Source organism: Streptomyces sp. NPDC053493, assembly GCF_044544825.1.
GTDB lineage: Bacteria > Actinomycetota > Actinomycetes > Streptomycetales > Streptomycetaceae > Streptomyces.
This window is the reverse complement of the sequence record NZ_JBITXS010000001.1, coordinates 763,201-785,365: the sequence shown is the minus strand read 5'-3', so window position 1 is coordinate 785,365 and position 22,165 is coordinate 763,201. Positions and strand designations below refer to the sequence as shown.

Here is a 22,165-nt window from a genome sequence, read left to right as displayed (position 1 = left end):
GTCAGGGCCGGGCTCCCGCCCGCCGGACGTCCGCCTGGACGAAGAGCGCGCCGAGCCAGACGGTGTCCTTCCGGCTGCCGACGCGGATGTGGAAACGATCGGCCCCATGGCGCAGCGCCCCCCGCAGATCGAAGACGTCGGAGTCGTACCCCAGGGTGTGGAGATGAGCGGGCAGTCGTTTCATCCGACTTGTTCCCGGTTCCGTGATGCTGGAGTTCATCACGTCGTCCGCGGAATTCGCGGAATCGGAGATCACGCTGCGCGTGAGACCGCCCTCCACCGGCCCGGATTCCACCGCGAGCCAGTCCCCGGAAGTCCCGCGGTCGCCGTCGTATCCGACGATTCCGAGCCGGCCGCCCGCACCCTGGGGAATGCGGTCGGTGCCGAGCGCGAGCGGGATTTCCAGCTCGCCGTTCCTCGGGCCGAGCGTTTCGAAGCCGTCCCACACGGTCAGCCGGCGCAGCGGCTCGGCCGCCTTCTCGTACGCGGCGACCAGCGTCCAGCCGCCCCACCCGCCGACCGCCGAGCGGCCCATCGCCACGTTCACCTGCGCCACGGTCCACAGCCCGGGCCGCGCCGAACGGACCAGCTCCGTGACGTCGGCGGAGGCCTGGAAGGCGTCCGCGCCGTCGGCCGTGCGGTGACCGATCGTGGTGTCGGCGAGCAGCGCCTTGTAGGCGCCGCCGGGCTCGGCGATCAGCACCCGCCCGTTGTCCTTCGGCGGCTTCTGCTCGCCGACGCGCAGGTTCCCGCCCCAGTAGAGCCGGGCCCAGCTGACCCGGGCCCCGTCCGGCACGCGCAGTTCGGCGCGGCTGGAGTTGTACGTGTTCGGGTCGGAGTCGACGTCGACGTACGCGATCCCGGCGCCGTCGTTGGCCGTCTCGGCCCCGGTGACGCCCTGCGCCGAGGAGTTGGCGGCCCGCACGACTCCGCCGTGCTGGACGGCCTGGTAGCGCGGTGCGAAGGGCAGTCGGACGGCTTCCCGGGGCGTGGCGGGCGCGGGCGTGACGGGCCCGGGCGCGAGGGCGGAGGCGGCCGGCAGCGCCGCGGAGAGAGCCGCGCACGACAAGGCGCACACCAGCCCACGACGTACAGCATGAACCGCTGAATTCCGCATACAGGTGCTCCGCTTTGAGGAGAGAAGGAAGGGAAGACCCGTGGTGACCGGGAGAGAGGAAGATGTCGGCCGCGCGAAATGGATGAACGCGCGACGGGGCCGGAAGCAACGTCCGTAAACGTTATAACCCCCGCATCGGGCGATAGTAAGCATGAGATGCCCGGAAACCCTAACTTCCGTATCCGTGAGGCAGGTTCCTCGTTGTGCGTGTTGCGCCTTTCTGGGCCCGGTCACTCGAATGACCCTCCTATGGCCCAAAGATCGGTTGAACGTCACCCGTTCGGGAGAGCAACCGATGAATTCCCGGCGCGTTGTTGAAGGAGCCGGGCGAAACCGTCCGCGCCGTCCGAGTGTTAAATCGATCGAGGAGTTCCCCATGTCCCGTATCGCGAAGGCTGTCGCCCTGTCCGTCGGCGCCGCCGCGGCCGTCGCCGGTGCCGCCGGTGTCGCCTCCGCCAACGCCGGCGCCGAGGGCGCGGCGGTGCACTCCCCGGGCGTGCTGTCCGGCAACCTGGTGCAGGTCCCGATCCACATCCCGATCAACCTGTGCGGCAACACCGTCAACGTGATCGGTGCGCTGAACCCGGCCTTCGGCAACACCTGCGCCAACTTCTGATCTCGCACGCCGGATCGTGGTCCTTCCGAGGCCGGCGCGCCGCCCCGCTCGCGGGGTCGGCGCGCCGGCCTTTCGCCTTGTGCTCACCGAGCGGTGACTCGTTCGGACGCACCCGCGTGCGCCGTCGGGTGCAACGGCGCACGCCCCCGGGAGGAGCAGGTCGCGCGGGTGGATTCACCCGAACGGGGGCGTGGCGCTCAGTAGTTCTCCAGTTGCGGAGCGCTATACCCGCAGGCACGGTGAGGGAGAAGTTGTCCGACGCATAAGGAAAAGGAACACATATGCGTCCCCTGGCATCACGCCGACTCACCGTCCTGGCGATATCCGCCGCCCTCACCCTCGGCGCGGCGGCACCCGCCGTCGCCGACGACCTCCACCCGTCCCGCCCGGCCGCCCACGCCGACACCAGGGCGGCGGCTCCCACGGACGCCGTCTCCGACCTGCTCGCCACGATCCAGAAGACGGTGGCCGACCTGGTCGCCTCTCTCACCTCGGGCGGATCCACCGGTCTCGTCCCGCAGGTCACCAACACCCTGACGTCGCTGGTCAACCTGGTCACGTCGACCGCTCTGGGCGCCCTTCAGCTCCCGGCCGTCCCGAAGCTTCCCGAGCTTCCGGCCATGCCGGACCTGTCGAACCTCACCAACCTGCCGGGACTTCCGGCCGGTGCGGAGGACGTGCCGGTGTCGACCGACGACCTTCTGGCGCCGACCGACGACCTTGGGGTGCCGGCGGACGACCTTCCGGTCTCCACCGACAGCCTTCCGGTCTCCACCGGCGTGCCGCCGGCCCGCTAGCCGGCCGCATCCCAGGGCCGTGCCCGTCCGGACGTCCGGACGGGCACGGCCCTTTTCCCGGCCTTTCTTCGGTTCATCACACCGATCCTCATCGTTCGGGTGCAGTGTCGAGAAATCGCGGCCGCCGGAGTTTCCGGTCGGCGTACGTCTCGTTACAGGAAGCGGAACGACGTACGGGAATCTTTCAAGCAGCCTGTACGGCAAGCGACTTGCACCCACAGATGGAAGGACCCTCTTCATGAAGCCCACCAAGGTGGCCGCGGCCGTCGCCGGTTCTGTGATGGCCCTGGGCGTCGCCGCGCCCGCGATGGCCGCGGAGTCGATGGTGCCCACCAGCCTGGACGGTGGCCTCGGCGCGCTGACCAGCAGCGGCCTCACGACGGAAGCGCTCAGCAGCACCACGGACGGCTCCCCGGTCAAGACGGTCACGGACGCCACGACCACGCTGAACCAGGCGGGCAAGGGCGGCAACTCGCTGCTCGGCGGACTGCCGCTGGGCGCGGGCCCGCTGGGCGGCTGACGGTCGGTCAACCGATCTCGCCGCGTTCGGCCCTGGCGCTCCTCCCGCCAGGGCCGTTCCTTTGTCCCAGATCGACGTCCGATTGAATGATTTTCGCAATTCCCGCCGTGTTGCCTCGGTCTTCCGCCCGGTCCGTCTCCCTACGCTCACGCCATCCCCACGCAGTTGGACGGCGTGGAAAGGGCCGGTCGGAGCGAGGGGGGATCCTCGCCGGTCTCTCCCTGTCCCAGAGGAAGAGCGGTAATGCGATCCATCACCAGCAGAAAAGTGCTCATCTCCGCGGCGGCGACCGGCATTCTGTCGCTGACCGGCGGCTTCGCCCTGACCGCGAACTCCGTGGCTGCCACGGGGGATGCGCAGGGGCCGGAATCCGGACGCCATGCGCGGCTGCCCCTCCCGGGCCATGCCTGCGACGACCACGCGCAGCTGGGGGGCGTCGCCGCCGCGGTCGCCGACATCTGCCACCAGGCGGCCACGTCCGCCGGGAAGCACGACGCCGACGACGGTCCCGGCGGTTACGGCGACGACCAGCCCGGCGGCTACGGCGACGAGGACGGCGGCTACGGCGACCACGGCGGCGGCCCCGGCGGCCACCCGACGCACCCGACCTACTCGACTCCTCCGACCCACTCGACCCACCCCGGGGAGTGCGAGGAGGACCACGGCTACGGCTGTGAGACGACGAAGCCGCCGACGACCACGGCTCCGCCGACCACCACGGCCCCGCCCACGACGACGGCGCCCCCCACCACGACCGCGCCGCCGACCACCACGGCTCCGCCCACCACGACCGCGCCTCCCACGACGACGGCTCCGCCGACCACGACCGCGCCTCCCACGACGACGGCTCCGCCGACGACCACGGCGCCCCCGACGACCACCGCGCCTCCCACGACGACGGCTCCGCCCACGACGACGGCTCCGCCGACCACCACCGCGCCGCCGACGACGTATCCGCCCACCACGACGGCGCCTCCCCACACGACCAAGCCGCCGACGACCCACCCCGGCGAGTGCGAGGAGGACCACGGCTACGGCTGTGAGAGCACCCCGCCCCAGCACACCGGTCACCCGAGCGACCACCCCCACCTGCCCGACACCGGCAGCGACTCGACCGCCCTCATGGGCGCGGCCGCGATCAGCGCCGCGCTGCTCGTCGGCGGTTCCGTGATGTACCTGCGCGGCGGACGCCTGGTCCGCGGCGGCCGCAACCACTGACGGTCCGCGCCGACGCGCCGTCAACCCGGGCCCCCACCCTCACCGGTGGGGGCCTCGTGTTGCTGCACTCAGGCGAATCCCGTCACGAAACACCCCGGCAACTCGTTTGCAGGACATGAATCTGCGATCCCATGCCGGCCTGGGCCTGCTCGCCGCCGCCCTCGCCTCCGCGGCCCTGGCGTCGCCCGCCGCGGCCGACGCACCCGTCGTCGTCCCGCTGCAGGGCCTCGAGCCGGTGCTCCCGATGGACGCCCCTTCCGTCGCCACCGGCGTGCCCACGCCCATCCCCGGCGCGCCCACCGGCTTCCACGAGGGCGTCGGCGCCCTGCCGGACCTGACCCTGCCCCGTATCCCGCTCGACAGCACCCTGTCGGAGACGGACATCGCCGCACCGCTGCCGGAGGTCCTGCGGGGCAGCGAGCCCGGTACGGCCGAGCTCACCAGCCCGCGCTCCGAGATGCAGGCCGTCACTCCCGGTGCCACCGTCGGCACCGCGGTGCAGGCGCCGAGCGGCGACGGCCTCGGGCTGCCCGAGCTCACCGTCCCGGACGTCGGCGTCCTGACTCCCGCCGTGACCGGCGCGCTCGACCCGCAGCTGGGCCTCGTCCCGGACGCCTGACGGCCCGCCGTCCGACGACGCGTTCGCCTGTGCGAACGGTGCAGGCGGGTGAAGACACGATTCTTCCCGCCACCCGCGGGGACACCGCTCGTTGCAACAGAAGGCTTGTCGCATGGCCGCGGCCCGCGGGCTTCCGGTCGCTCCGTCGTATCCGACGGCGGGCGGCCGGGCGTTTCGCGGGCCATCCCCCTGCTTTCCGGGCCCTTCCGGCCCTTTTCCGGTTTCTTTTCTCCCCTTCGGCGCAATGGCCGTGACCAGGGTGCCGTTCCGCCGTTGAAGGACACATGCGGCCGTGATTGACGCGGTCGCTTTCCACGTTCAAGGAGTTCCTGATGTCTCGCATCGCGAAGGCTGCCGCTGTCATCGCCGGCACCGGTGCCGTTGCCCTCAGCGGAGCCGGCCTGGCCGTCGCCGACTCGGGCGCCGAGGCCATTGCCGCCCACTCGCCCGGCGTCGCCTCCGGCAACGTCGTGCAGGTCCCGGTCCACGTGCCGGTCAACGTGTGCGGCAACACCATCAACGTCATCGGTCTGCTGAACCCGACCTTCGGCAACCACTGCGCGAACGTCGACGACCACGGTCGCGACGACGGCGGCTACGGCGGCTGACCTTCCGCCGGTCCGGCCGAAGCCCCGCAGCGTCCCCCCGGCCCGCCTGGGCCGGGGGGACGCTGTCATGCGTAGCGGTAGATGCCGCTGTGGTCGAGCAGCTCCGCCGGCGTCACGTTCCACGGGCCGAGCCGCTCGTGCAGCGCCGCCACCTTGCGGTACTGCGGATCACCCAGCTGCGGCGGCTCCTTCGGCAGGTACCCGGCGCTTGGGTGGCGGGCCTGCCAGCGCGACCACAGCAGGTCGACGTAGGCGTGGTGCAGCCAGAACACCGGGTCGTTGACCGAGCCGCCGCCCAGCATCAGCCCGCCGACCCAGCGGTGCACCCGGTTGTGCAGCCGGAAGCGGGCGTTGCCCTGGCCCGGCGCCCAGCCCTCCAGGCGGTTGCGGAAGCCGGAGCCGCTGGTGGAGTTCCAGGGCGCCGCGTCGTATGCCCGCTCGTCCAGCGCCGCGGCGACGTCCGCGGCCGTCGGCAGCGTGATCGGGTCGCGGGGCCGGCCGAAGTCCCGGGACAGGAAGACCTGCTCGGTCATCCCGTGCTTGACCGTCCAGCGCCCGCTCGCGTAGGCGAAGGGGCCGGTCATGACCTGGCCGTCGCCGCCGCGCCCGTTGCCGCCCATGAAGTCCTCGCTCCACAGCGAGGCGGCCGGCGTGTTGTCACGGGTCCAGTCCCAGTACGGCACGGTCACCGACGGGTCGATCAGCCGCAGGGCCCGCTCGAACTCCAGCAGGAACTTGCGGTGCCAGGGCAGGAAGCTGGGGCACATGTGCGCGACCCGCAGTTTTCCCTCGCCGTCGGCGACGTAGTAGTCGATGTGGGTGCGCACGAAGTTGTCGTAGGTGCCGTTCCGCTTGAGCGCGAGGACGGCGGAGACGAAGCGCTTGCGCTCGGCGCTCGTCAGGTCGCGCTGGTTCTTACGCGTGTACGCCACGCGGGCTCCCTCCCTGGTGGGTCCCGCCGGAGCCGTGGGCGGCGGCGTAGCGGGACAGCGGGGCGGGCCCCGCCGCGTCCACGGCCGCGCGGGTGGCCGCCAGCGGCGTCGGACAGGACTCGTAGTGGTCGAGCGGGCTGATCCAGCCGCCGTCGGCGCAGCGCATCAGGTGCAGCGGCCGGCCGTCGACGAGGACCACCGGCTCGCCGGACGGTCCGCGCAGGCCCTGGACGTGCCGCCCGCCGTACATCTCGTCGAAGACCAGCGGGTCCTCGGGGGACGACGGCGCGGCCGCGATACGGGTCAGCGCGCCGCCCGTGAAGGCGGTGACGGCCAGCGCGAAAAGGGAGCGCAAGGCCGTACGGCGCGGGATGATCATGAGCGATCTCCTGGGGTCGACGGATGCCCTCCGGGCACAACGAGGGAAACGCCGGTTCGTTGCGCCGAAAACGCCACCGGACGGAAAGTCGGCCGAATGAGTGAATTCGGCTGAGGGTGGCGGTTGTTCGTCCCCTAGCATCCGGATTCATGACCACTTCCAACGTCGTGTCCGAGACCCACAGCGCCCATTCGATGGGAACGCTCACCGTCATCTCGTGGACCCTCGGTCCCACCGACGACATGCCCGCCACGCCCTTTCTGATGGTGTATTCGCTCGGGGACGGTCTGCACGGACCGGAGGCCGTCACGGCGGAGCTGAAGTCGACCCTGGAGAGCATGGGCGCGCCGATCGGCGGCACCGTCGTCGACGCGGGCCAGGACCGCGGGATCGGCGCCCACCTGCTCGTCGAGGCGCAGCGGGCGGTGCTGACGCTGCCGTTCATGAACGCGCAGTGCCCGGTGTCGCCGGAGTGGCAGGCCGCCGCCTACGAGACGGGGCACGTCATCCTGATGGTCCCGGTCACGCCGTGGCCGGACGCGCAGCCGGGCGTGCCGGTCCCGGACGACCACCTGCAGGCCTTCATCACCTCGGACGACGTGGTGCGGAACGCGGCCCACATCGCCGTGCCGGTGAGCCGGGTCCAGGGCTGAGCGGACAGGGGGCGGCCTGATGGCGACGGTCAACGTACGGGGCGGAGTGCCGGGTCAGCGGCAGCAGGACGACGAGCGTGCGGGCGGAGCGGGGATCGGCGCGAGCCGGGCCTTCGCCTGGATGCTGATCGTGACCGGGGCGGCCGGTGTGCTGGCCGGCTGGGTCATCACGATCGACAAGATCAAGCTGGCCGAGGACCCGGGCTTCCAGCCGGGATGCAGCCTCAACCCGGTGGTCTCCTGCGGCAACATCATGAAGAGCGAGCAGGCGGCGGTGTTCGGCTTCCCGAACCCGATGCTCGGGCTCGTCACGTACGCCGTCGTCGTCGCCGTGGGCGCCGGGATCCTGGCCGGCGCCCGCTACCGCGGCTGGTTCTGGCTCGGGCTGAACGCCGGGATGCTGTTCGGGACGGGCTTTTGCACCTGGCTGATGCAGCAGTCGCTGTACGAGATCAACTCGCTGTGCCTGTGGTGCTGTCTGGCCTGGTGCGCCACGATCACCATGTTCTGGTACGTCACCGCGCACAACGTGCGGCACGGGGTGCTGCCGGCGCCCGCCGCCGTGAAGGGCTTCCTCCTGGACTTCACCTTCGCGCTGCCGGTGCTCCACATCGGGATCATCGGGATGCTGGTCCTGACCCGCTGGTGGGAGTTCTGGACCAGCTGACGTGCGTCTCCTCCGCTCCGGGCCCGGTCGGCTCTCCTGGCCGCGGGTGGCACTCGCCGTGCTGCTCGCGGCCGCTGCCGTGTGCGTGGCGGTCCTGACGCTGCCGTCGCCGTCCGGGCGGCGGGCGCCGGACGGGCCGGAGACGGTGTCCGTGGCGCCGCTGCCGGGGCTGGCGTCGGGCTTCTTCACCGGTTCCGACGAGGCCGGCGTGCGCAGGATCGCCGCGGTGGAGCGATGGCTGGGCGGGACGCCGCTGACGGTCGGGCACACCTATCTGCCGGGCGACCGCTGGTCCAACATCGAGGGCCACCCGGCGCTGTTCGAGCCGTGGGCGCGGTGGAAGGAGGAGCGGCCTGGGCGGCTGTTCGTGCTCAACGTGCCGCTGCTCGACCGCAACGAGGAGGGACTCGGCGACGCGCAGGTGCGGGCGGGCCTGCGGCGCGGGGCGGCCGGGGACTTCGACCGGCACTTCCGTACGCTCGGCTCGCGCCTGGTGGCGCACCGGCTCGCGGACGCGGTCCTGGTCCTCGGCTGGGAGATGAACGGCACCACGTACGGGCACCGCTGCGGTCCGGACCCGGAGCGCTGGAAGGCGTACTGGCGGCGGGTGGTCACGGTGCTGCGGGAGGTGCCGGGGCAGCGCTTCCGCTTCGACTTCACGCCGAGCCGCGGCCTCGACGCCGTCCCCTGGCCGCGCTGCTACCCGGGCGACGACGTGGTGGACGTCATCGGCCTCGACGCCTACGACCAGCCGGCCGGGCTCTCCTTCGAGGAGCAGGTGGACGAGCCGTACGGGCTGGAGTTCCACGCCCGGTTCGCGGCGGCGCACGGCAAGCCGGTGTCGTTCCCGGAGTGGGGCCTGTTCCGCAACGGCGACAACCCGGCGTACGTACGGGGCATGCTCGACTGGTTCGCGCGGCACCGGCCGCTCTACCAGACCGTCACCGACTACTGCCCGCACGGCGTGTGGGGCTGCGCGGCCAATCCGCTGTCGGGCGCGCTGGTCAGGGGCGCGCTCGGCCGGGCCGGCGCAGGGTCAGACCGGCCTTGAGGGTGTCGACGGTCCGGTCGAGGAGCGGGACGAGGTCCTCGCGGCGGCCGTGCTCGGCCCAGTGGACGGTCGCCTCGCGCAGGGCGCCGAGGACGGCGGCGGTGAAGACCCGGACCTCCAGGTCGTCCGGCGCGCGGCCGGTGCGCTCGGCGACGGCGCCGGACAGCAGCCGGCCGGTCTGCGCGGTGGTCTCGGTGAAGCGGGCCCGGACGGCGGGGATCTCCACCAGGAAGCGGGCCCGCAGCAGGATCTCCTCGGGCTCGTGGGCGAGCGCCGCGGACACGGCGTCGAGGACGACGGCGCGCAGCGAGTCGAGCGGTTCCTCGCCGGCGGGGCGGGCGCGCAGCCGGGCGAGGAGGAGTTCGTCCTGGTCGTCGGTGAGGAGGATGTCCTCCCGGACCGGGAAGTAGCGCACCACGGTGGAGGGCGAGACCTCGGCCGCGGCGGCGATCTGCTCGATCGTGGTCGCCTCCCAGCCCTGCTCGGCCGCCAGGCGGCAGGCGGCCTTGCGGATCGCGGCGCGGGTCCTGAGCTTCTTGCGTTCCCGCAGGGTGGGGCGGGGCGGGGTGGCGGCCATGGCCGTCATTGTGCTGCTCACGGGTCAGCCGTGCTGGTAGGCGACCAGGGAGATGCCGACGTAGTGGACGACGAAGGCGGCGAGGGTGAAGGAGTGGAACACCTCGTGGAAGCCGAACCAGCGGGGTGAGGGGTTGGGGCGCTTGATTCCGTAGACCACTCCGCCCGCGCTGTAGAGAAGGCCGCCGACGATCACCAGGACGAGGACGGCGATGCCGCCGGTCCGCATGAAGTCGGGCAGGAAGAAGACGGCGGCCCAGCCCATGGCGATGTAGCAGGGCGTGTACAGCCAGCGAGGCGCGCCGACCCAGAAGACCCGGAAGGCGATGCCCGCGGCGGCGGCCGCCCAGACCGCCCACATGAGCGGCCGGCCGGTGGAGTCGGGCAGCAGGAGCAGGGTGAGCGGGGTATAGGTGCCCGCGATGATGAGGAAGATGTTGGAGTGGTCGAGGCGCCGCAGCACCGCCTCGCCGCGCGGCCCCCAGTTGCCACGGTGGTAGAGGGCGCTGATGCCGAAGAGCAGGCAGGCGGTGAGGGCGTAGATCCCGCAGGCGATCCGCGCCCGTGGCGAGTCCGAGAGCGCGACCAGAACGAGCCCCGCGACGATCACCGCGGGGAACATTCCGGCGTGCAGCCATCCTCTGAGCCGCGGTTTGAGCGGGTGCGGCAGCGCCGGGCGCTGGGAGGTGGCGGCGAGGTCCGGCGTGGCGGCAGTCATGGAACCGCATGCTACCTACGCCCTCGTAGGTAGCGGACATGAGTGGCGATGCTCACGTGTGAGGCCCTCTGGACATATGGGCGGTAGCATCGGATGATCAAATGAGTGCGGTCGGCACCGGATGAGCGCCTACGACGCATCCGGGTCGCAGCCCCCAAGGGGCATACATCTAAAAACCCCTCTTCAAGGAGCAATCGTGGCGCGCGACAACGCGGCTCCCTCCACCGTCCCCACCCAGCACCAGGAACTCGTGTCCTGGGTCAACGAGATCGCCGAGATCACTCAGCCCGACCGTGTCGTGTGGTGCGACGGATCCGAGGCCGAGTACGAGCGTCTGTGCGAGGAGCTCGTCGCCAAGGGGACCTTCAAGAAGCTCGACCCGACCCTGCGCCCGAACTCGTACTACGCCGCCTCCGACCCGTCCGACGTCGCGCGCGTCGAGGACCGGACCTTCATCTGCTCCGAGAAGGAGGAGGACGCCGGCCCGACCAACCACTGGAAGGCCCCGGCGGAGATGAAGGAGATCTTCGCCGGCGAGCAGGGCATCTTCCGCGGCTCCATGAAGGGCCGCACCATGTACGTCGTGCCCTTCTGCATGGGCCCGGTCGGCTCCCCGCTCTCCGCCATCGGCGTCGAGATCACCGACTCCGCGTACGTCGCCGTCTCCATGCGCACCATGACCCGCATGGGACAGGCCGTCCTCGACGAGCTCGGCACCGACGGCTTCTTCGTCAAGGCCGTCCACACCCTCGGCGCCCCGCTCGCGGAGGGCCAGGAGGACGTGCCGTGGCCGTGCAACTCCACCAAGTACATCTCGCACTTCCCCGAGAGCCGCGAGATCTGGTCCTACGGCTCCGGCTACGGCGGCAACGCGCTGCTCGGCAAGAAGTGCTACGCCCTGCGCATCGCCTCCGTGATGGCCCGTGACGAGGGCTGGCTCGCCGAGCACATGCTCGTCCTCAAGCTGACCCCGCCTCAGGGCGAGGCCAAGTACGTGGCCGCCGCCTTCCCGTCCGCCTGCGGCAAGACCAACCTCGCCATGCTGGAGCCCACCGTCCCCGGCTGGACGGTCGAGACCATCGGCGACGACATCGCCTGGATGCGCTTCGGCGAGGACGGCCGCCTCTACGCGATCAACCCCGAGGCCGGCTTCTTCGGCGTCGCGCCCGGCACCGGCGAGCACACCAACGCCAACGCCATGAAGACCCTGTGGGGCAACTCCGTCTTCACCAACGTCGCGCTCACCGACGACGGCGACGTGTGGTGGGAGGGCATGACCGAGGAGACGCCCGCGCACCTCACGGACTGGAAGGGCAACGACTGGACGCCCGAGTCCGGGACGCCGGCCGCCCACCCCAACGCCCGCTTCACCGTCCCGGCCGGCCAGTGCCCGACCATCGCGCCCGAGTGGGAGGACCCGAAGGGCGTGCCGATCTCGGCGATCCTCTTCGGCGGCCGCCGCGCCTCCGCCGTCCCGCTGGTCACCGAGTCCTTCGACTGGCAGCACGGCGTCTTCCTCGGCGCCAACGTGGCCTCCGAGAAGACCGCCGCCGCCGAGGGCAAGGTCGGCGAGCTGCGCCGCGACCCGTTCGCCATGCTGCCGTTCTGCGGCTACAACATGGGCGACTACATGGCGCACTGGATCAAGGTGGGCCAGCAGGCCGACCAGGCGAAGCTGCCCAAGATCTACTACGTCAACTGGTTCCGCAAGAACGACGCCGGCCAGTTCGTGTGGCCGGGCTTCGGCGAGAACAGCCGCGTCCTGAAGTGGATCGTCGAGCGCCTCGACGGCAAGGCCGACGGCGTCGAGACGCCCATCGGCGTGCTGCCGACGAAGGAGGCCCTGGACACCGACGGCCTGGACCTGGCCGAGGAGGACCTGGACTTCCTGCTCACCGTCGACAAGGACGTCTGGCGCGAGGAGGCCTCCCTGGTCCCCGCGCACCTGGAGACCTTCGGGGAGCACACCCCGAAGGAGCTGTGGGACGAGTACCGCGCGCTGGTCGAGCGCCTGGGCTAGTCCGCACCTCATGACTCGTGGCGGGTTGCCCCGATTTCCGCCCTGACCAGCTGGGGTCACGACGGCCCGCCACGACGCATCCGGCCCCCGGAGCCCCCTCACGGCTCCGGGGGCCGGCGCACGTTGGGTGGCACCCGGGCCGCGCGGGATCGTGGCCGCGCGGACCGGGGCCGATCAGGGGGAGGCGACCAGGGATTCCCCGGCCAGCGCCGCGGTGTGCGCGTCCATGCGCTCGGCGGCCAGGATCGCGGCGGCCGTGTCGGCCCGGGAGGCGGCGACGACCAGGGCGCGGCCGGCGAGGGCGTGGGCCTTGCGGTGCAGGGCCTCGGCGGAGGAGCCGCTCAGACCGGCGTGGCGGGCCGGCGGCGCGCCGCGCAGCCGGGCGACCTGCCGGGCGATGAGTTCACCGGCCTCGGTGTCGCCGAGCTCGTCGGTGACGGCGAGCAGGGCGGCGAGGTGGCCGGCGAGCTGGATGTCCAGCTCCTCCTCGCGGGAGCGGTGCGGGTAGGCGTTCTGGTTCCGGTCGTCGTCGGCCATCCGGTGGACCGACTTGGTGCGGATCGGTTCGTACATGAGGACGGCCTCCTGATAGCTCTGGAGGCATCCTAGCTTAGAACCGTTCTAAAGTTGAGCGCTGTCCGGAAGTTGGGAACGCCCGCGTGCACAGGGCGAGGCGGCCGGCCCGTCAGTGCTGGCTGTAGCCGTCCAGGAAGTTCCCGATCCGGGTCACCGCGTCCGCCAGGTCCGCCGCGTTCGGCAGCGTCACGATCCGGAAGTGGTCCGGCTCGTGCCAGTTGAAGCCCGTGCCGTGCACCACCATGATCTTCTCGGCCCGCAGCAGGTCCAGGACCATCTGCCGGTCGTCCTTGATCTTGTAGACGCTCGGGTCGAGCCGCGGGAAGAGATACAGCGCGCCCTTCGGCTTCACGCACGTCACGCCCGGGATCTGCGTCAGCAGCTCGTACGCCGTGTCCCGCTGCTCGAGCAGCCGCCCGCCCGGCAGCACCAGGTCCTCGATCGACTGCCGGCCCTGGAGGGCGGCGGCCACCGCGTGCTGCGCCGGCATGTTGGCGCACAGCCGCATGTTGGCCAGGATCGTCAGGCCCTCGATGTACGAGGAGGCGTGCGCCTTCGGGCCGCAGACCGCGAGCCAGCCGGAGCGGAAACCGGCCACCCGGTAGTTCTTGCTCATCCCGTTGAAGGTGAGGACCAGCAGGTCGGGGGCGACGGCGGCGGTCGGCGTGTGGGTCGTCCCGTCGTAGAGGATCTTGTCGTAGATCTCGTCCGAGCAGACCACCAGGCGGTGGCGGCGGGCGATCTCGGTCAGGCTCCGCAGCATCTCGTCGTCGTAGACGGCGCCGGTCGGGTTGTTCGGGTTGATGATCACGATCGCCTTGGTCCGATCGGTGATCTTCCGCTCGATGTCGGCCAGGTCCGGCATCCAGTCCGCCTGCTCGTCGCAGCGGTAGTGCACGGCCGTACCGCCCGCGAGCGACACCGAAGCCGTCCACAGCGGATAGTCCGGGGCCGGGACCAGCACCTCGTCGCCGTCGTCGAGCAGCGCCTGCATCGACATCTGGATCAGCTCGGAGACGCCGTTGCCGAGGTAGATGTCCTCGACCGACAGCGGGATGCCCTTGGTCTCGTAGTGGCTCATCACCGCGCGCCGGGCCGACAGCAGGCCCTTCGCGTCACCGTAACCATGGGCCTCGGCGAGGTTGCGCAGCACGTCCTCGAGGATCGCCGGCGGGCACTCGAAGCCGAAGGCGGCCGGGTTGCCGGTGTTGAGCTTGAGGATGCGATGACCCGCAGCCTCCAGCCGCATCGCCTCTTCGAGCACCGGGCCCCGGATTTCGTAACAGACGTTGGCGAGCTTCGTGGACTGGATCACCTGCATGACGAGAGCTTACGGCGGCGCGCTCCGCCGCGCTTCGTGTTTTGGGACACGTCGGGCATCCGCGCGCCCGGAGGCGGGCCCGAGGGCGTGTCCGAAGGCGGGCCGGACGCGGGCCCGAAGAGGGGGCCGGACGCGGGCCCGAGGGTGGGCCGGACGCGTGTCCGGCGCGCGCCCGGCCCGGGCCTCCGCGCCGCTGTGACCCAGGTCGCTTCCGGGCTGTCGTGCTCCCTACAATCACGCCTCGTGAGCCAGTACGACACGGGGGGCTCCGAGCCCCCGAGACGGCGACGCCGCCACGCCTCGGGGCGCCGCCCCGGCCCGCTCTGGATGATCGGCAGCGGCGCCGTCGTCCTGCTCGGCGTCCTCGCCGCCGTCACGGCCCTCGACTCCGGGCCGGCCGGCCGCGCCCCGGCCCTCGACGACGGACATCCCGGGATGCCCGCGCTGATCCAGCCCGGCCCGGGCGGCGACGACGGGAGCGCCGACGGACCGGCGACGCCCGGCGGGCGGCCTTCCGGATCCGCGTCCGGGCCCGCGCCCGCAGACGGATCCGCCACGGCCACGCCGTCCGGGCCGGCCTCCGCCGCGCCCTCGGCCCCGGCCGGCACCGCGAGCCCGTCGCCCACGGCCGGCTCCTCCGCGGACCCGGGACACCCCGGCAAGTCGGGCTCCGCACCCGGCAAGGTACGGAAGGCGGGCCCGAGCCACTCAACGACCGCAGGGTAGGTTGTCCCGTCATGTGGGTTTTCAGCACCGCCGGCTGCCGGTGGCTCGGCGCGGCCGGATCGCTCGCCGTCACCGTCGGCGGCTGGGCCGCCGGCGCCCTGCCGGTGCGTGGCGGTGCGGGACTCTGGCAGCCGCACGGCCCCGGCGCCACCACGGCCGGCGCGGTGCTCGCCTACCTCGGTCTGACCCTGCTGATCGCCGCCTGGTGGCAGTACGGGCGGCTGCTCGTCACCGGCGGCCCGCACGAGGGCGAGCGGACCGGACTCACCCTCGGCTGCTGGGCCGCGCCCCTGCTGCTCGCGCCGCCGCTCCACAGCGCCGACGTCTACAGCTACATCGCCCAGGGCGCGATGGTCCTCGAAGGCCACGACGTGTACGGCGCCGGGCCCGCCGTCCTCGGCCCCGGCGAACTCGGCCACGACGCCGCCGCGAGCGTCGGCGGCCACTGGACCGACACACCCGCGCCGTACGGGCCGGTCTTCCTCGTCCTCGCCCAGGCGGTCGTCAAGCTCACCGGCGGCTCCGTCGTGCCCGCCGTCCTCGGCATGCGGCTGACCGCCCTCGGCGCGCTCGCCCTCGTCGTGTGGGCGGTGCGGGGCCTCGCCCGCCCCGAACAGCGGGCCGGCGTGCTGTGGCTCGCCGCCCTCAACCCGCTCCTTCTGATCCACGTGGTCGGCGGCACCCACAACGACGGCCTCATGACCGGGCTCATGCTCGGCGGCGTCCTGCTCGCCGTACGGGGCCGGTGGGTGACCGGCAGCGTGCTCGTCGGCCTGGCCGTGATGATCAAGTCGCCGGCGGCGGTGGCGCTGCTCTTCATCGGGATCCTCGTCGCCCGGCGGCGCGGCGGCGCGGCGGGTGTGCTGAAGGGCCTGCTGCCGGGCGCCGTCGCGGCCGCCGTCGCCGCGGGCGCGAGCCTCGTCGCCGGGACCGGCTTCGGCTGGCTGCGCACCCAGGGCGTGGCCGCCGGCATCCACACGGCGCTCTCGGTCACCAGCGACCTCGGGCTCGGCCTGGGCGTGCTCGTCGCCGACGATCCCGAGCCGGTCAAGGGCGCCGTCCAGAAGCTGGGCCTGCTGGTCGCGCTCGGCGTCGTCGCGGTCCTCGCCCGGCGGGCCTGGCAGGGCCGCCTCGACCCGGTCCTCGGGCTCGGCCTGTCGCTGCTCGCGCTGGTCGCGCTCTCGCCGATGGTGCAGCCCTGGTACGTGCTCTGGGGCACCTGCGCGGTCGCCGTCGTCGCCTGGAACCGGCGGGCGGGCCAGCTCCTCGCGGTGCTGACCGCGGCGCTGACGTACGAGACGGCCCCGTCCGGCCACACGCCCGCCTACGGCTTCGCGCTCGCGGGCCTGGTGCTGGCGGCCGGCCTGTGGTGGACGCGGCGCGAGCCGTGGCCGCCGACGGGAAGCGGGCCGGACCTCGACCTGGTGGACGGCACGCGGCCCGCGCCGGGCCGGGTGGCGGCGCAGGGCCCGCGTACGGGCGCGTGACGGCGCGGGGCGGGTGCCGGGTCGGGTGACGGCGCCAGGGCCCGCGGCCGTCCCAGGTGGCGGCCAAGGACCCGCGCCCGCCGGATGGCGGCGAAGAGCCCGAGTCGGGCCTTCCGGCGGCGCCAGGGCCCGCGCGGGCCGGTCAGGGCGTGTGCCGGCGTACCGATCTGCCCGGGAGGGCGGTCGTCCGGCGGCCGTCCTCGATCACGAACTCGCCGGCGACCAGGACGTGCGGAATGCCCACCGGAAGCGTGCGCGGATGCTCGTACGTCGAGCCCGCCGCGACCGTCGCCGGGTCGAAGAGCACCAGGTCGGCGCGGTGGCCCTCCTTCACCAGACCGCGGTCGGGCAGGCGCAGCCGGGCCGCGGGGCGCGAGGTGAGGTGGGCGACGCACTCCTCCAGCGAGAGCACGCCCTCCTCGCGGACATAGCGGCCCAGGTACTCCGGGAACGTGCCGTACGCCCGCGGATGCGGCTTCGCGCCCTGCAGGATGCCGTCCGAGCCGCCCGTGTGGACCCGGTGGCGCATGATCGCCCGGACGTTCTCCTCGTGGCCCACGTGCTGGAGGACCGTCGTGCCGAGCCGGTCCTCGACCAGCAGGCGGCGGGCCGTCGCCCACCCGTCCACCCGGCGGCCCACGTACTTCGCCAGCGCCGGGTCGCCCACGCCCGAGATCTCCACCGTCTCCCACTCCACCGGCACGCCGTGGCAGCCGTCGGAGCCGACCTCCTCCAGCTGGTGCCGGATCCGCTCCGCCGTCTCCCCGTCCCTCAGCCGCGCCAGCAGCGCCTCCGGGCCGCCCTCGTGCGCCCAGCTCGGCAGCAGGGCGACCAGCGTCGTACAGCCCGGCGTGTACGGATAGGTGTCGAGGCTGATGTCGCAGCCGGCGTCCAGCGCCTCGTCCAGGAGCGCGAGCAGCTGGGGCGCCCGGCCCTCGTTGACGCCGAAGTTCATCGTGGCGTGGGCCAGGTGCAGGGCGCAGCCCGCCTCCCGGGTGAGCGTCACCATCTCCTCGTACGCCTTCAGGGCCCCGGCCCCGTACGAGCGGTGGTGCGGGCAGTAGTAGCCGCCGTACTCCGCCACGACCCGGCACAGCTCGGTCAGCTCGGAGTCCGGCGCGTACATGCCGGGCGTGTAGGTGAGGCCGGAGGACATGCCGACCGCGCCCTGCGCCAGGCCCTCCGCGACGAGCGTGCGCATCCGGTCCAGCTCGGCCTCGGTGGCGGGCCGGTCGTCCCAGCCGACGGCGTACATCCGCACCGTGCCCTGCGGCACGAGATAGGCGGCGTTGACCGCGATCCCGCGGTCGAGCCGGTCCAGGTACTCGCCGACCGTCCGCCAGTCCATGTCCACGTCGGAGCCGTCGCCGTTCCAGCCGGTGATCGCCTGCCGCACCTGCGCCAGCGTCCGGTCGTCGACCGGCGCGTACGACAGGCCGTCCTGGCCGAGGACCTCCAGCGTCACGCCCTGCGCGGCCTTCGCGCTGTGGTCCGGGTCGCGGAGCAGCGCGAGGTCGCTGTGGGCGTGCATGTCGATGAAGCCCGGCGCCAGGGCGAGGCCCTCGGCGTCGACGATCCGGCGGGCGGTGGGGCGCTGGCAGCCCGCCGCCGCGCCCTCCTTGACGATCGCGGCGATCCGGCCGCCGGAGAGGGCGACGTCGGCGCGGTAGGAGGGCGCGCCGCTGCCGTCGACGACCTCCGCGTCACGGAAGACGAGATCCATCGGCCTGCTCCTGCCCTCTCCTGGAAGCCCTAGAAGAACGTGCGGATGTAGTCGACGACGGTGCCGTCCGCCTCGACCAGCGGGATCAGCTGCCACTTGTCGAAGGACGTGCACGGGTGGGACAGGCCCATGCCGACCCAGTCGCCGACCTCCACGTCCGCGCCCGCTTCCGTGCGCAGCCAGGCGTGCTGGTCGGACAGGGCGGTGACGGTGATGCCGTCGGCCGGGCGGATCTCGCCGGTGCGGCCGTCGCGCACGACCTGGGCCTCGGGCAGGTGGAGGTCGTGGGCGGCGTCGCGCTTGCCCGCGTTGGTGAAGGCCTGGTCGGGAGTGGGGCGGGACAGGACCTGCGACCAGAGCCGGAACGCCGGCTGGAGCGCGCCCTCCTCGGGGATCCGGTTGAAGGGCGTCTTCTCGCGGTACTGGCCGTCGTCGTGGGAGACGTACGCGCCCGAGCGCAGCAGCTTCAGGACGGGACGGCTGAGTTCCGGGATGCCGGCGAAGACCTCGGCGACCGTGTCGAACCACTCGCTGCCGCCCGCGCTGACGACGATCTCCGGCAGCCCGGGCGCGAACCGGCCCGCCTTGTCGAAGGCGACGGCCAGGCCCACCAGCCGGTGCAGCCACTCCCGGACCCGGGCGGCGTCGGCCTGCGGCATCGTGGCCTCGTAGCCCGCCACTCCCACCAGACGCAGCCGGTCCGTGGCCGCGACGGCGTCGGCGACGGCCTCGCACTCGGCCTCGGTGCGCACGCCGGTGCGTCCGGCCCCGGCCGCGCCGAGCTCGACGACGACGTCCACGGGGCGCCGGGCGCCGGCGGCGGTCAGCGCCTCGTCCATCAGCTCGACACCGCGGACGGAGTCGACGTAGCAGACGAGTTCGAAGCCGGGATCGGCGTCGAGCTCGGCGGCGAGCCAGCGCAGCGCGACCGGGTCGACGAGCTCGTTGGCGAGGAAGATCCGGGCGACGCCGTGGGCGCGGTAGACGCGGACCTGGTGGGGCACGGCGGCGGTGATGCCCCAGGCGCCGTACGCGATCTGGCGGTCGAAGAGCTGGGGCGCCATGGAGGTCTTGCCGTGCGGCGCGAAGGCGAGGCCGTGGTGCTCGGCGTAGCTCTCCAGGAGGCGGAGGTTGTGCTCGACGGACTCCGCGGAGAGGGCGAGGACGGGCGTGGTGAAGCCGCCGGTGAAGAGGTTGCGGCGCTGGGCGGCGAGCTCGCCGACGGTCAGGCCGTCGGCGTCGGGCGGGAGGCCCTTGAAACGGTGGTCGACACGCTCGCTGGCCAGGTCCGGCATGGGACTCCTCCTCGTGACTCCTGTGACCGCAGCATCATCGCTTCTGCGTCTGCGTCTGCGTCTGCGTCGGCGGCATTGCGTCTGCAGCATTGCACTGTTGCGTCATGTGCAACGTCCATTGCGCATATCGCTCCGGGCTGTCTAACATCCGGGCCGACGCCGGGTCAACGGACCCGCGGCAGCGACCGCGCGAAGGGAGCCCGAAGGTGACCGGAACCCCGGACGTCGTCTGCCTCGGCGAGTCCATGGTCACCTTCCTGCCCACCCGGCCGGGCCGCCTCGCCGGCGTTCCCTCCTTCGACCGGGCCATCGGCGGCGCCGAGTCCAACGTCGCCTGCGCGCTGGCCGCCGCGGGGCACCACGCGAAATGGGTCGGGCGGGTGGGCCGGGACGGCTTCGGCGACCACCTGGTCGAGGCGATCGCCGCGTACGGCGTCGACGTCAGCGCCGTCGTCCGCGACCCGGCACGGCCGACCGGCGTCTACTTCCGCACCGCAGGTGACCGCGCGACCGACGCACACGAGGTCGTCTACTACCGGACCGGCTCCGCCGCCTCCGCGATGTCGCCGGACACCGTCCCGTACGACACCGTCGCCGGCGCCCGGATCCTCCACCTCTCCGGCATCACCGCCGCCCTCTCGGCCTCCTGCCTCGCCCTCATGCGCACCCTCATGGCGGCCCGCCCTGGCCGCCCGTTCGTCTCCTTCGACGTCAACTTCCGTCCCGGCCTGTGGCCCGACCCGGCCGAGGGCGGCCGCGTCCTCCTCGACCTCGCCCGCGGCGCGGACCTCGTCCTCGTCGGCGCCGACGAGGCGGAGCAGGCGTGGGACCTCACCGACCCGGCCGCCATCCGCACGGCCCTTCCCGAGCCGGCGCTGCTGGTCGTGAAGCACGGCGCCGCGGGCGCCCTCGTCTTCGAGCGCCGCGCGACGCCAGGCGCGGATGCCTCGGGCGCGGATGCCTCGGGCCCGGAGGCCTCGGGCCCGCAGGCCTCGGGCCCGGAGGGCTCGGACCTGGATGCCTCGGGCCGCGCCGCCGACCGCGTGACGCATGTGCCCGCCCCGCGGGTCGACGTCGTCGCGCACGTCGGCGCCGGCGACGCGTTCGCCGCCGGCTTCCTCGACGGGACACTGCGCGGGCTCGGCGTGAAGGAACGGGCACGGCAGGGGCACCTCGGCGCCGCGGCCGTGCTCACCGTCGGCGGGGACCTCGCCGCGCCGCCGCGGCGCGCACACGCCGACCGGCTGACGGCCCTCGGCGACGAGGCCTGGGAGAGACTTCACCTCGGCCCCGGCTGGACGGGGGAGGACCAGGAGGTACGTACGCCATGAGCCAGACCGTCGACCGCGCGCTCAGCATCCTGCCGCTGCTCGCCCAGGGCCCCGCCGACCTCGGTCAGGTCGCCGAACGGCTCGGCGTCCACAAGTCCACCGCGCTGCGCCTGCTCCGCACCCTGCACGAACACGGCCTCGTCTACCGCCAGCAGGACCAGCGCTACCGCCTCGGCGCCCGCCTCTTCGCCCTCGCCCAGGAGGCCGTCGAGAACCTCGACGTCCGCGAGATCGCCCATCCCCACCTCGCCGCCCTCAACGAGCGCACCGGCCACACCGTCCACCTCGCCGTCCTCGAGGAGGGCGAGGTCCTCTACATCGACAAGGTCGAGAGCCGCTACCCGGTCCGCATGTACTCCCGGATCGGCAAGCCCGTCGCCATCACCGTCGCCGCCGTCGCCAAGCTCCTCCTCGCCGACCTGCCCGAACCCGAGCGCCGCGCCCTCGCCGGCAAGCTCGACTACCCGCCGTACACGCCCCGTTCGACGCCGAACGCCGCCGCCTTCCTCAAGGAGCTGGCGACCGTACGCGAACAAGGCTGGGCCACCGACCTCGGCGGGCACGAGGAATCCATCAACTGCGTCGCCGCGCCGGTCCGCGGCGCGGACGGCCGGGTCGTCGCCGCCATGTCGGTGTCGGCGCCCAACGTCGTCGTCACCGCGGAGGAACTCCTCGCCCTGCTCCCGCTCGTGCGTCGCACCGCCGACGACATCAGCCGTGAATACTCGGGCACGACCGGCTCCACCGGCACGACCAGCACCACACCCACGAAGGACACCGCATGACCGAGAAGACCGCCCTCACTCCCTCGACCCACACCGAGCCGCCGGCCAGGTTCTCCCACGGCGTCAGGAAGGGCAACATCCTCCAGGTCGCCGGCCAGGTCGGCTTCCTGCCCGCCACCCCGGGCCAGGCCCCGACACCGGCCGGCCCGACGCTGCGCGCGCAGATGCTCCAGACCCTCGCCAACGTCAAGGCCATCCTCGAGGAGGGTGGCGCCGGCTGGGACGACGTGATGATGATGCGCGTCTACCTCACCGACGTGGACCACTTCGCCGAGATGAACGAGATCTACAACGCCTACTTCGAGGACCAGAACCTCAAGGCGCCGGCGTCCGCCCGTACGACCGTCTACGTCGGTCTGCCCGAGGGCCTGCTCGTCGAGATCGACGCCCTGGCGGTCCTCGGCTGACCGACCCCTGGGTCGTCCGGCTC

General features: G+C 72.6%; 24 protein-coding genes. 15 read left to right on the top strand and 9 right to left on the bottom strand.

Annotation, left to right across the window (positions count from 1 at the left end):
* Position 1: 1 nt before the first annotated feature.
* Positions 2-1,117, bottom strand: coding sequence for a DUF3344 domain-containing protein (locus tag ACIGO8_RS03495; RefSeq protein ID WP_399723283.1), 1,116 nt, complete (start codon positions 1,115-1,117; stop codon positions 2-4).
* Positions 1,118-1,493: 376 nt separating this feature from the next.
* On the opposite strand from ACIGO8_RS03495, the gene ACIGO8_RS03490 reads away from it, so the two are divergent.
* The 6 genes from ACIGO8_RS03490 to ACIGO8_RS03465 all read left to right on the top strand — a co-directional run bounded on the left by ACIGO8_RS03490 (position 1,494) and on the right by ACIGO8_RS03465 (position 5,495).
* Complete coding sequence (locus ACIGO8_RS03490) at positions 1,494-1,733, top strand: chaplin (RefSeq protein WP_399723281.1); 240 nt, start codon at positions 1,494-1,496, stop codon at positions 1,731-1,733.
* Between the two features lie 281 nt (positions 1,734-2,014).
* Positions 2,015-2,530: a hypothetical protein gene (locus tag ACIGO8_RS03485; protein ID WP_399723279.1), complete on the top strand. Its 516-nt coding sequence runs from the start codon at positions 2,015-2,017 to the stop codon at positions 2,528-2,530.
* A 238-nt stretch (positions 2,531-2,768) separates the two neighbouring features.
* Entirely contained in the window at positions 2,769-3,050 is a 282-nt protein-coding gene (locus ACIGO8_RS03480) for a hypothetical protein (protein ID WP_399723277.1), read from the top strand.
* A gap of 267 nt (positions 3,051-3,317) precedes the next feature.
* Entirely contained in the window at positions 3,318-4,268 is a 951-nt protein-coding gene (locus ACIGO8_RS03475) for an LPXTG cell wall anchor domain-containing protein (protein WP_399723276.1), read from the top strand.
* A 115-nt stretch (positions 4,269-4,383) separates the two neighbouring features.
* Positions 4,384-4,887 (top strand): hypothetical protein, encoded by a 504-nt coding sequence (locus ACIGO8_RS03470; protein WP_399723274.1) that lies wholly within the window; start codon positions 4,384-4,386, stop codon positions 4,885-4,887.
* A 332-nt stretch (positions 4,888-5,219) separates the two neighbouring features.
* Entirely contained in the window at positions 5,220-5,495 is a 276-nt protein-coding gene (locus ACIGO8_RS03465) for a chaplin (RefSeq protein ID WP_399723272.1), read from the top strand.
* A 65-nt stretch (positions 5,496-5,560) separates the two neighbouring features.
* Here ACIGO8_RS03465 and ACIGO8_RS03460 read toward each other — a convergent pair whose 3' ends face one another.
* Complete coding sequence (locus tag ACIGO8_RS03460; RefSeq protein ID WP_399723270.1) at positions 5,561-6,427, bottom strand: tyrosinase family protein; 867 nt, start codon at positions 6,425-6,427, stop codon at positions 5,561-5,563.
* Positions 6,411-6,806 (bottom strand): tyrosinase family oxidase copper chaperone, encoded by a 396-nt coding sequence (locus ACIGO8_RS03455; RefSeq protein WP_399723268.1) that lies wholly within the window; start codon positions 6,804-6,806, stop codon positions 6,411-6,413. Before ACIGO8_RS03455 ends, ACIGO8_RS03460 begins: the two co-directional genes overlap by 17 nt.
* Positions 6,807-6,955: 149 nt before the next feature.
* On the opposite strand from ACIGO8_RS03455, the gene ACIGO8_RS03450 reads away from it, so the two are divergent.
* The 3 genes from ACIGO8_RS03450 to ACIGO8_RS03440 are packed head-to-tail and all read left to right on the top strand — an operon-like array spanning position 6,956 to position 9,177.
* Entirely contained in the window at positions 6,956-7,459 is a 504-nt protein-coding gene (locus ACIGO8_RS03450; RefSeq protein WP_399723267.1) for a DUF5949 family protein, read from the top strand.
* Between the two features lie 19 nt (positions 7,460-7,478).
* The gene (locus tag ACIGO8_RS03445) at positions 7,479-8,126 is read left to right on the top strand and encodes a vitamin K epoxide reductase family protein (protein WP_399723266.1); all 648 of its coding nucleotides are present in this window, start codon (positions 7,479-7,481) and stop codon (positions 8,124-8,126) included.
* 46 nt (positions 8,127-8,172) lie between these two features.
* Positions 8,173-9,177, top strand: coding sequence for a glycoside hydrolase family 26 protein (locus tag ACIGO8_RS03440; RefSeq protein ID WP_399723264.1), 1,005 nt, complete (start codon positions 8,173-8,175; stop codon positions 9,175-9,177).
* Here the strand turns inward: ACIGO8_RS03440 and ACIGO8_RS03435 are convergent.
* Together ACIGO8_RS03435 and ACIGO8_RS03430 are read right to left on the bottom strand one after the other, a co-directional pair.
* Complete coding sequence (locus ACIGO8_RS03435; RefSeq protein ID WP_399723263.1) at positions 9,131-9,754, bottom strand: TetR family transcriptional regulator; 624 nt, start codon at positions 9,752-9,754, stop codon at positions 9,131-9,133. The two genes, ACIGO8_RS03440 and ACIGO8_RS03435, sit on opposite strands and share 47 nt — an antisense overlap.
* 24 nt (positions 9,755-9,778) lie before the next feature.
* Positions 9,779-10,471 (bottom strand): hemolysin III family protein, encoded by a 693-nt coding sequence (locus ACIGO8_RS03430; RefSeq protein ID WP_399723261.1) that lies wholly within the window; start codon positions 10,469-10,471, stop codon positions 9,779-9,781.
* Positions 10,472-10,667: 196 nt separating this feature from the next.
* Here ACIGO8_RS03430 and ACIGO8_RS03425 point away from each other — a divergent pair, with 196 nt between their 5' ends.
* Positions 10,668-12,491, top strand: coding sequence for a phosphoenolpyruvate carboxykinase (GTP) (locus tag ACIGO8_RS03425; RefSeq protein ID WP_399723259.1), 1,824 nt, complete (start codon positions 10,668-10,670; stop codon positions 12,489-12,491).
* Between the two features lie 174 nt (positions 12,492-12,665).
* Here the strand turns inward: ACIGO8_RS03425 and ACIGO8_RS03420 are convergent, their stop codons facing one another.
* Positions 12,666-13,064: a hypothetical protein gene (locus ACIGO8_RS03420; protein ID WP_399723257.1), complete on the bottom strand. Its 399-nt coding sequence runs from the start codon at positions 13,062-13,064 to the stop codon at positions 12,666-12,668.
* A gap of 112 nt (positions 13,065-13,176) precedes the next feature.
* Positions 13,177-14,388 carry a pyridoxal phosphate-dependent aminotransferase gene (locus ACIGO8_RS03415; protein ID WP_399723255.1) on the bottom strand — a complete coding sequence of 404 codons (1,212 nt, stop codon included), beginning with the start codon at positions 14,386-14,388 and terminating at the stop codon, positions 13,177-13,179.
* Positions 14,389-14,631: 243 nt separating this feature from the next.
* Between ACIGO8_RS03415 and ACIGO8_RS03410 the strand changes: the two genes are divergently transcribed.
* Positions 14,632-15,114: a hypothetical protein gene (locus tag ACIGO8_RS03410; protein WP_399723253.1), complete on the top strand. Its 483-nt coding sequence runs from the start codon at positions 14,632-14,634 to the stop codon at positions 15,112-15,114.
* 11 nt (positions 15,115-15,125) lie between these two features.
* A complete protein-coding gene (gene mptB / locus ACIGO8_RS03405) occupies positions 15,126-16,601 on the top strand; it encodes a polyprenol phosphomannose-dependent alpha 1,6 mannosyltransferase MptB (RefSeq protein WP_399723251.1) in 1,476 nt (491 codons plus the stop codon).
* A gap of 142 nt (positions 16,602-16,743) precedes the next feature.
* On the opposite strand, the gene ACIGO8_RS03400 is transcribed toward mptB, so the two are convergent.
* Positions 16,744-18,324, bottom strand: a complete 1,581-nt coding sequence (locus ACIGO8_RS03400; protein ID WP_399723249.1) for an amidohydrolase family protein — start codon at positions 18,322-18,324, stop codon at positions 16,744-16,746.
* A 29-nt stretch (positions 18,325-18,353) separates the two neighbouring features.
* Complete coding sequence (locus ACIGO8_RS03395) at positions 18,354-19,619, bottom strand: alanine racemase (protein ID WP_399723247.1); 1,266 nt, start codon at positions 19,617-19,619, stop codon at positions 18,354-18,356.
* 245 nt (positions 19,620-19,864) lie between these two features.
* Here ACIGO8_RS03395 and ACIGO8_RS03390 point away from each other — a divergent pair, with 245 nt between their 5' ends.
* From ACIGO8_RS03390 to ACIGO8_RS03380, 3 genes are read left to right on the top strand one after another with little or no spacing between them, the layout of a single operon-like run.
* Positions 19,865-20,950: a sugar kinase gene (locus tag ACIGO8_RS03390; protein WP_399724293.1), complete on the top strand. Its 1,086-nt coding sequence runs from the start codon at positions 19,865-19,867 to the stop codon at positions 20,948-20,950.
* The gene (locus tag ACIGO8_RS03385) at positions 20,947-21,735 is read left to right on the top strand and encodes an IclR family transcriptional regulator (RefSeq protein WP_399723246.1); all 789 of its coding nucleotides are present in this window, start codon (positions 20,947-20,949) and stop codon (positions 21,733-21,735) included. Before ACIGO8_RS03390 ends, ACIGO8_RS03385 begins: the two co-directional genes overlap by 4 nt.
* The gene (locus ACIGO8_RS03380; protein WP_399723245.1) at positions 21,732-22,142 is read left to right on the top strand and encodes a RidA family protein; all 411 of its coding nucleotides are present in this window, start codon (positions 21,732-21,734) and stop codon (positions 22,140-22,142) included. The genes ACIGO8_RS03385 and ACIGO8_RS03380 overlap by 4 nt, the downstream gene beginning before the upstream one ends.
* Positions 22,143-22,165 lie beyond the last annotated feature (23 nt).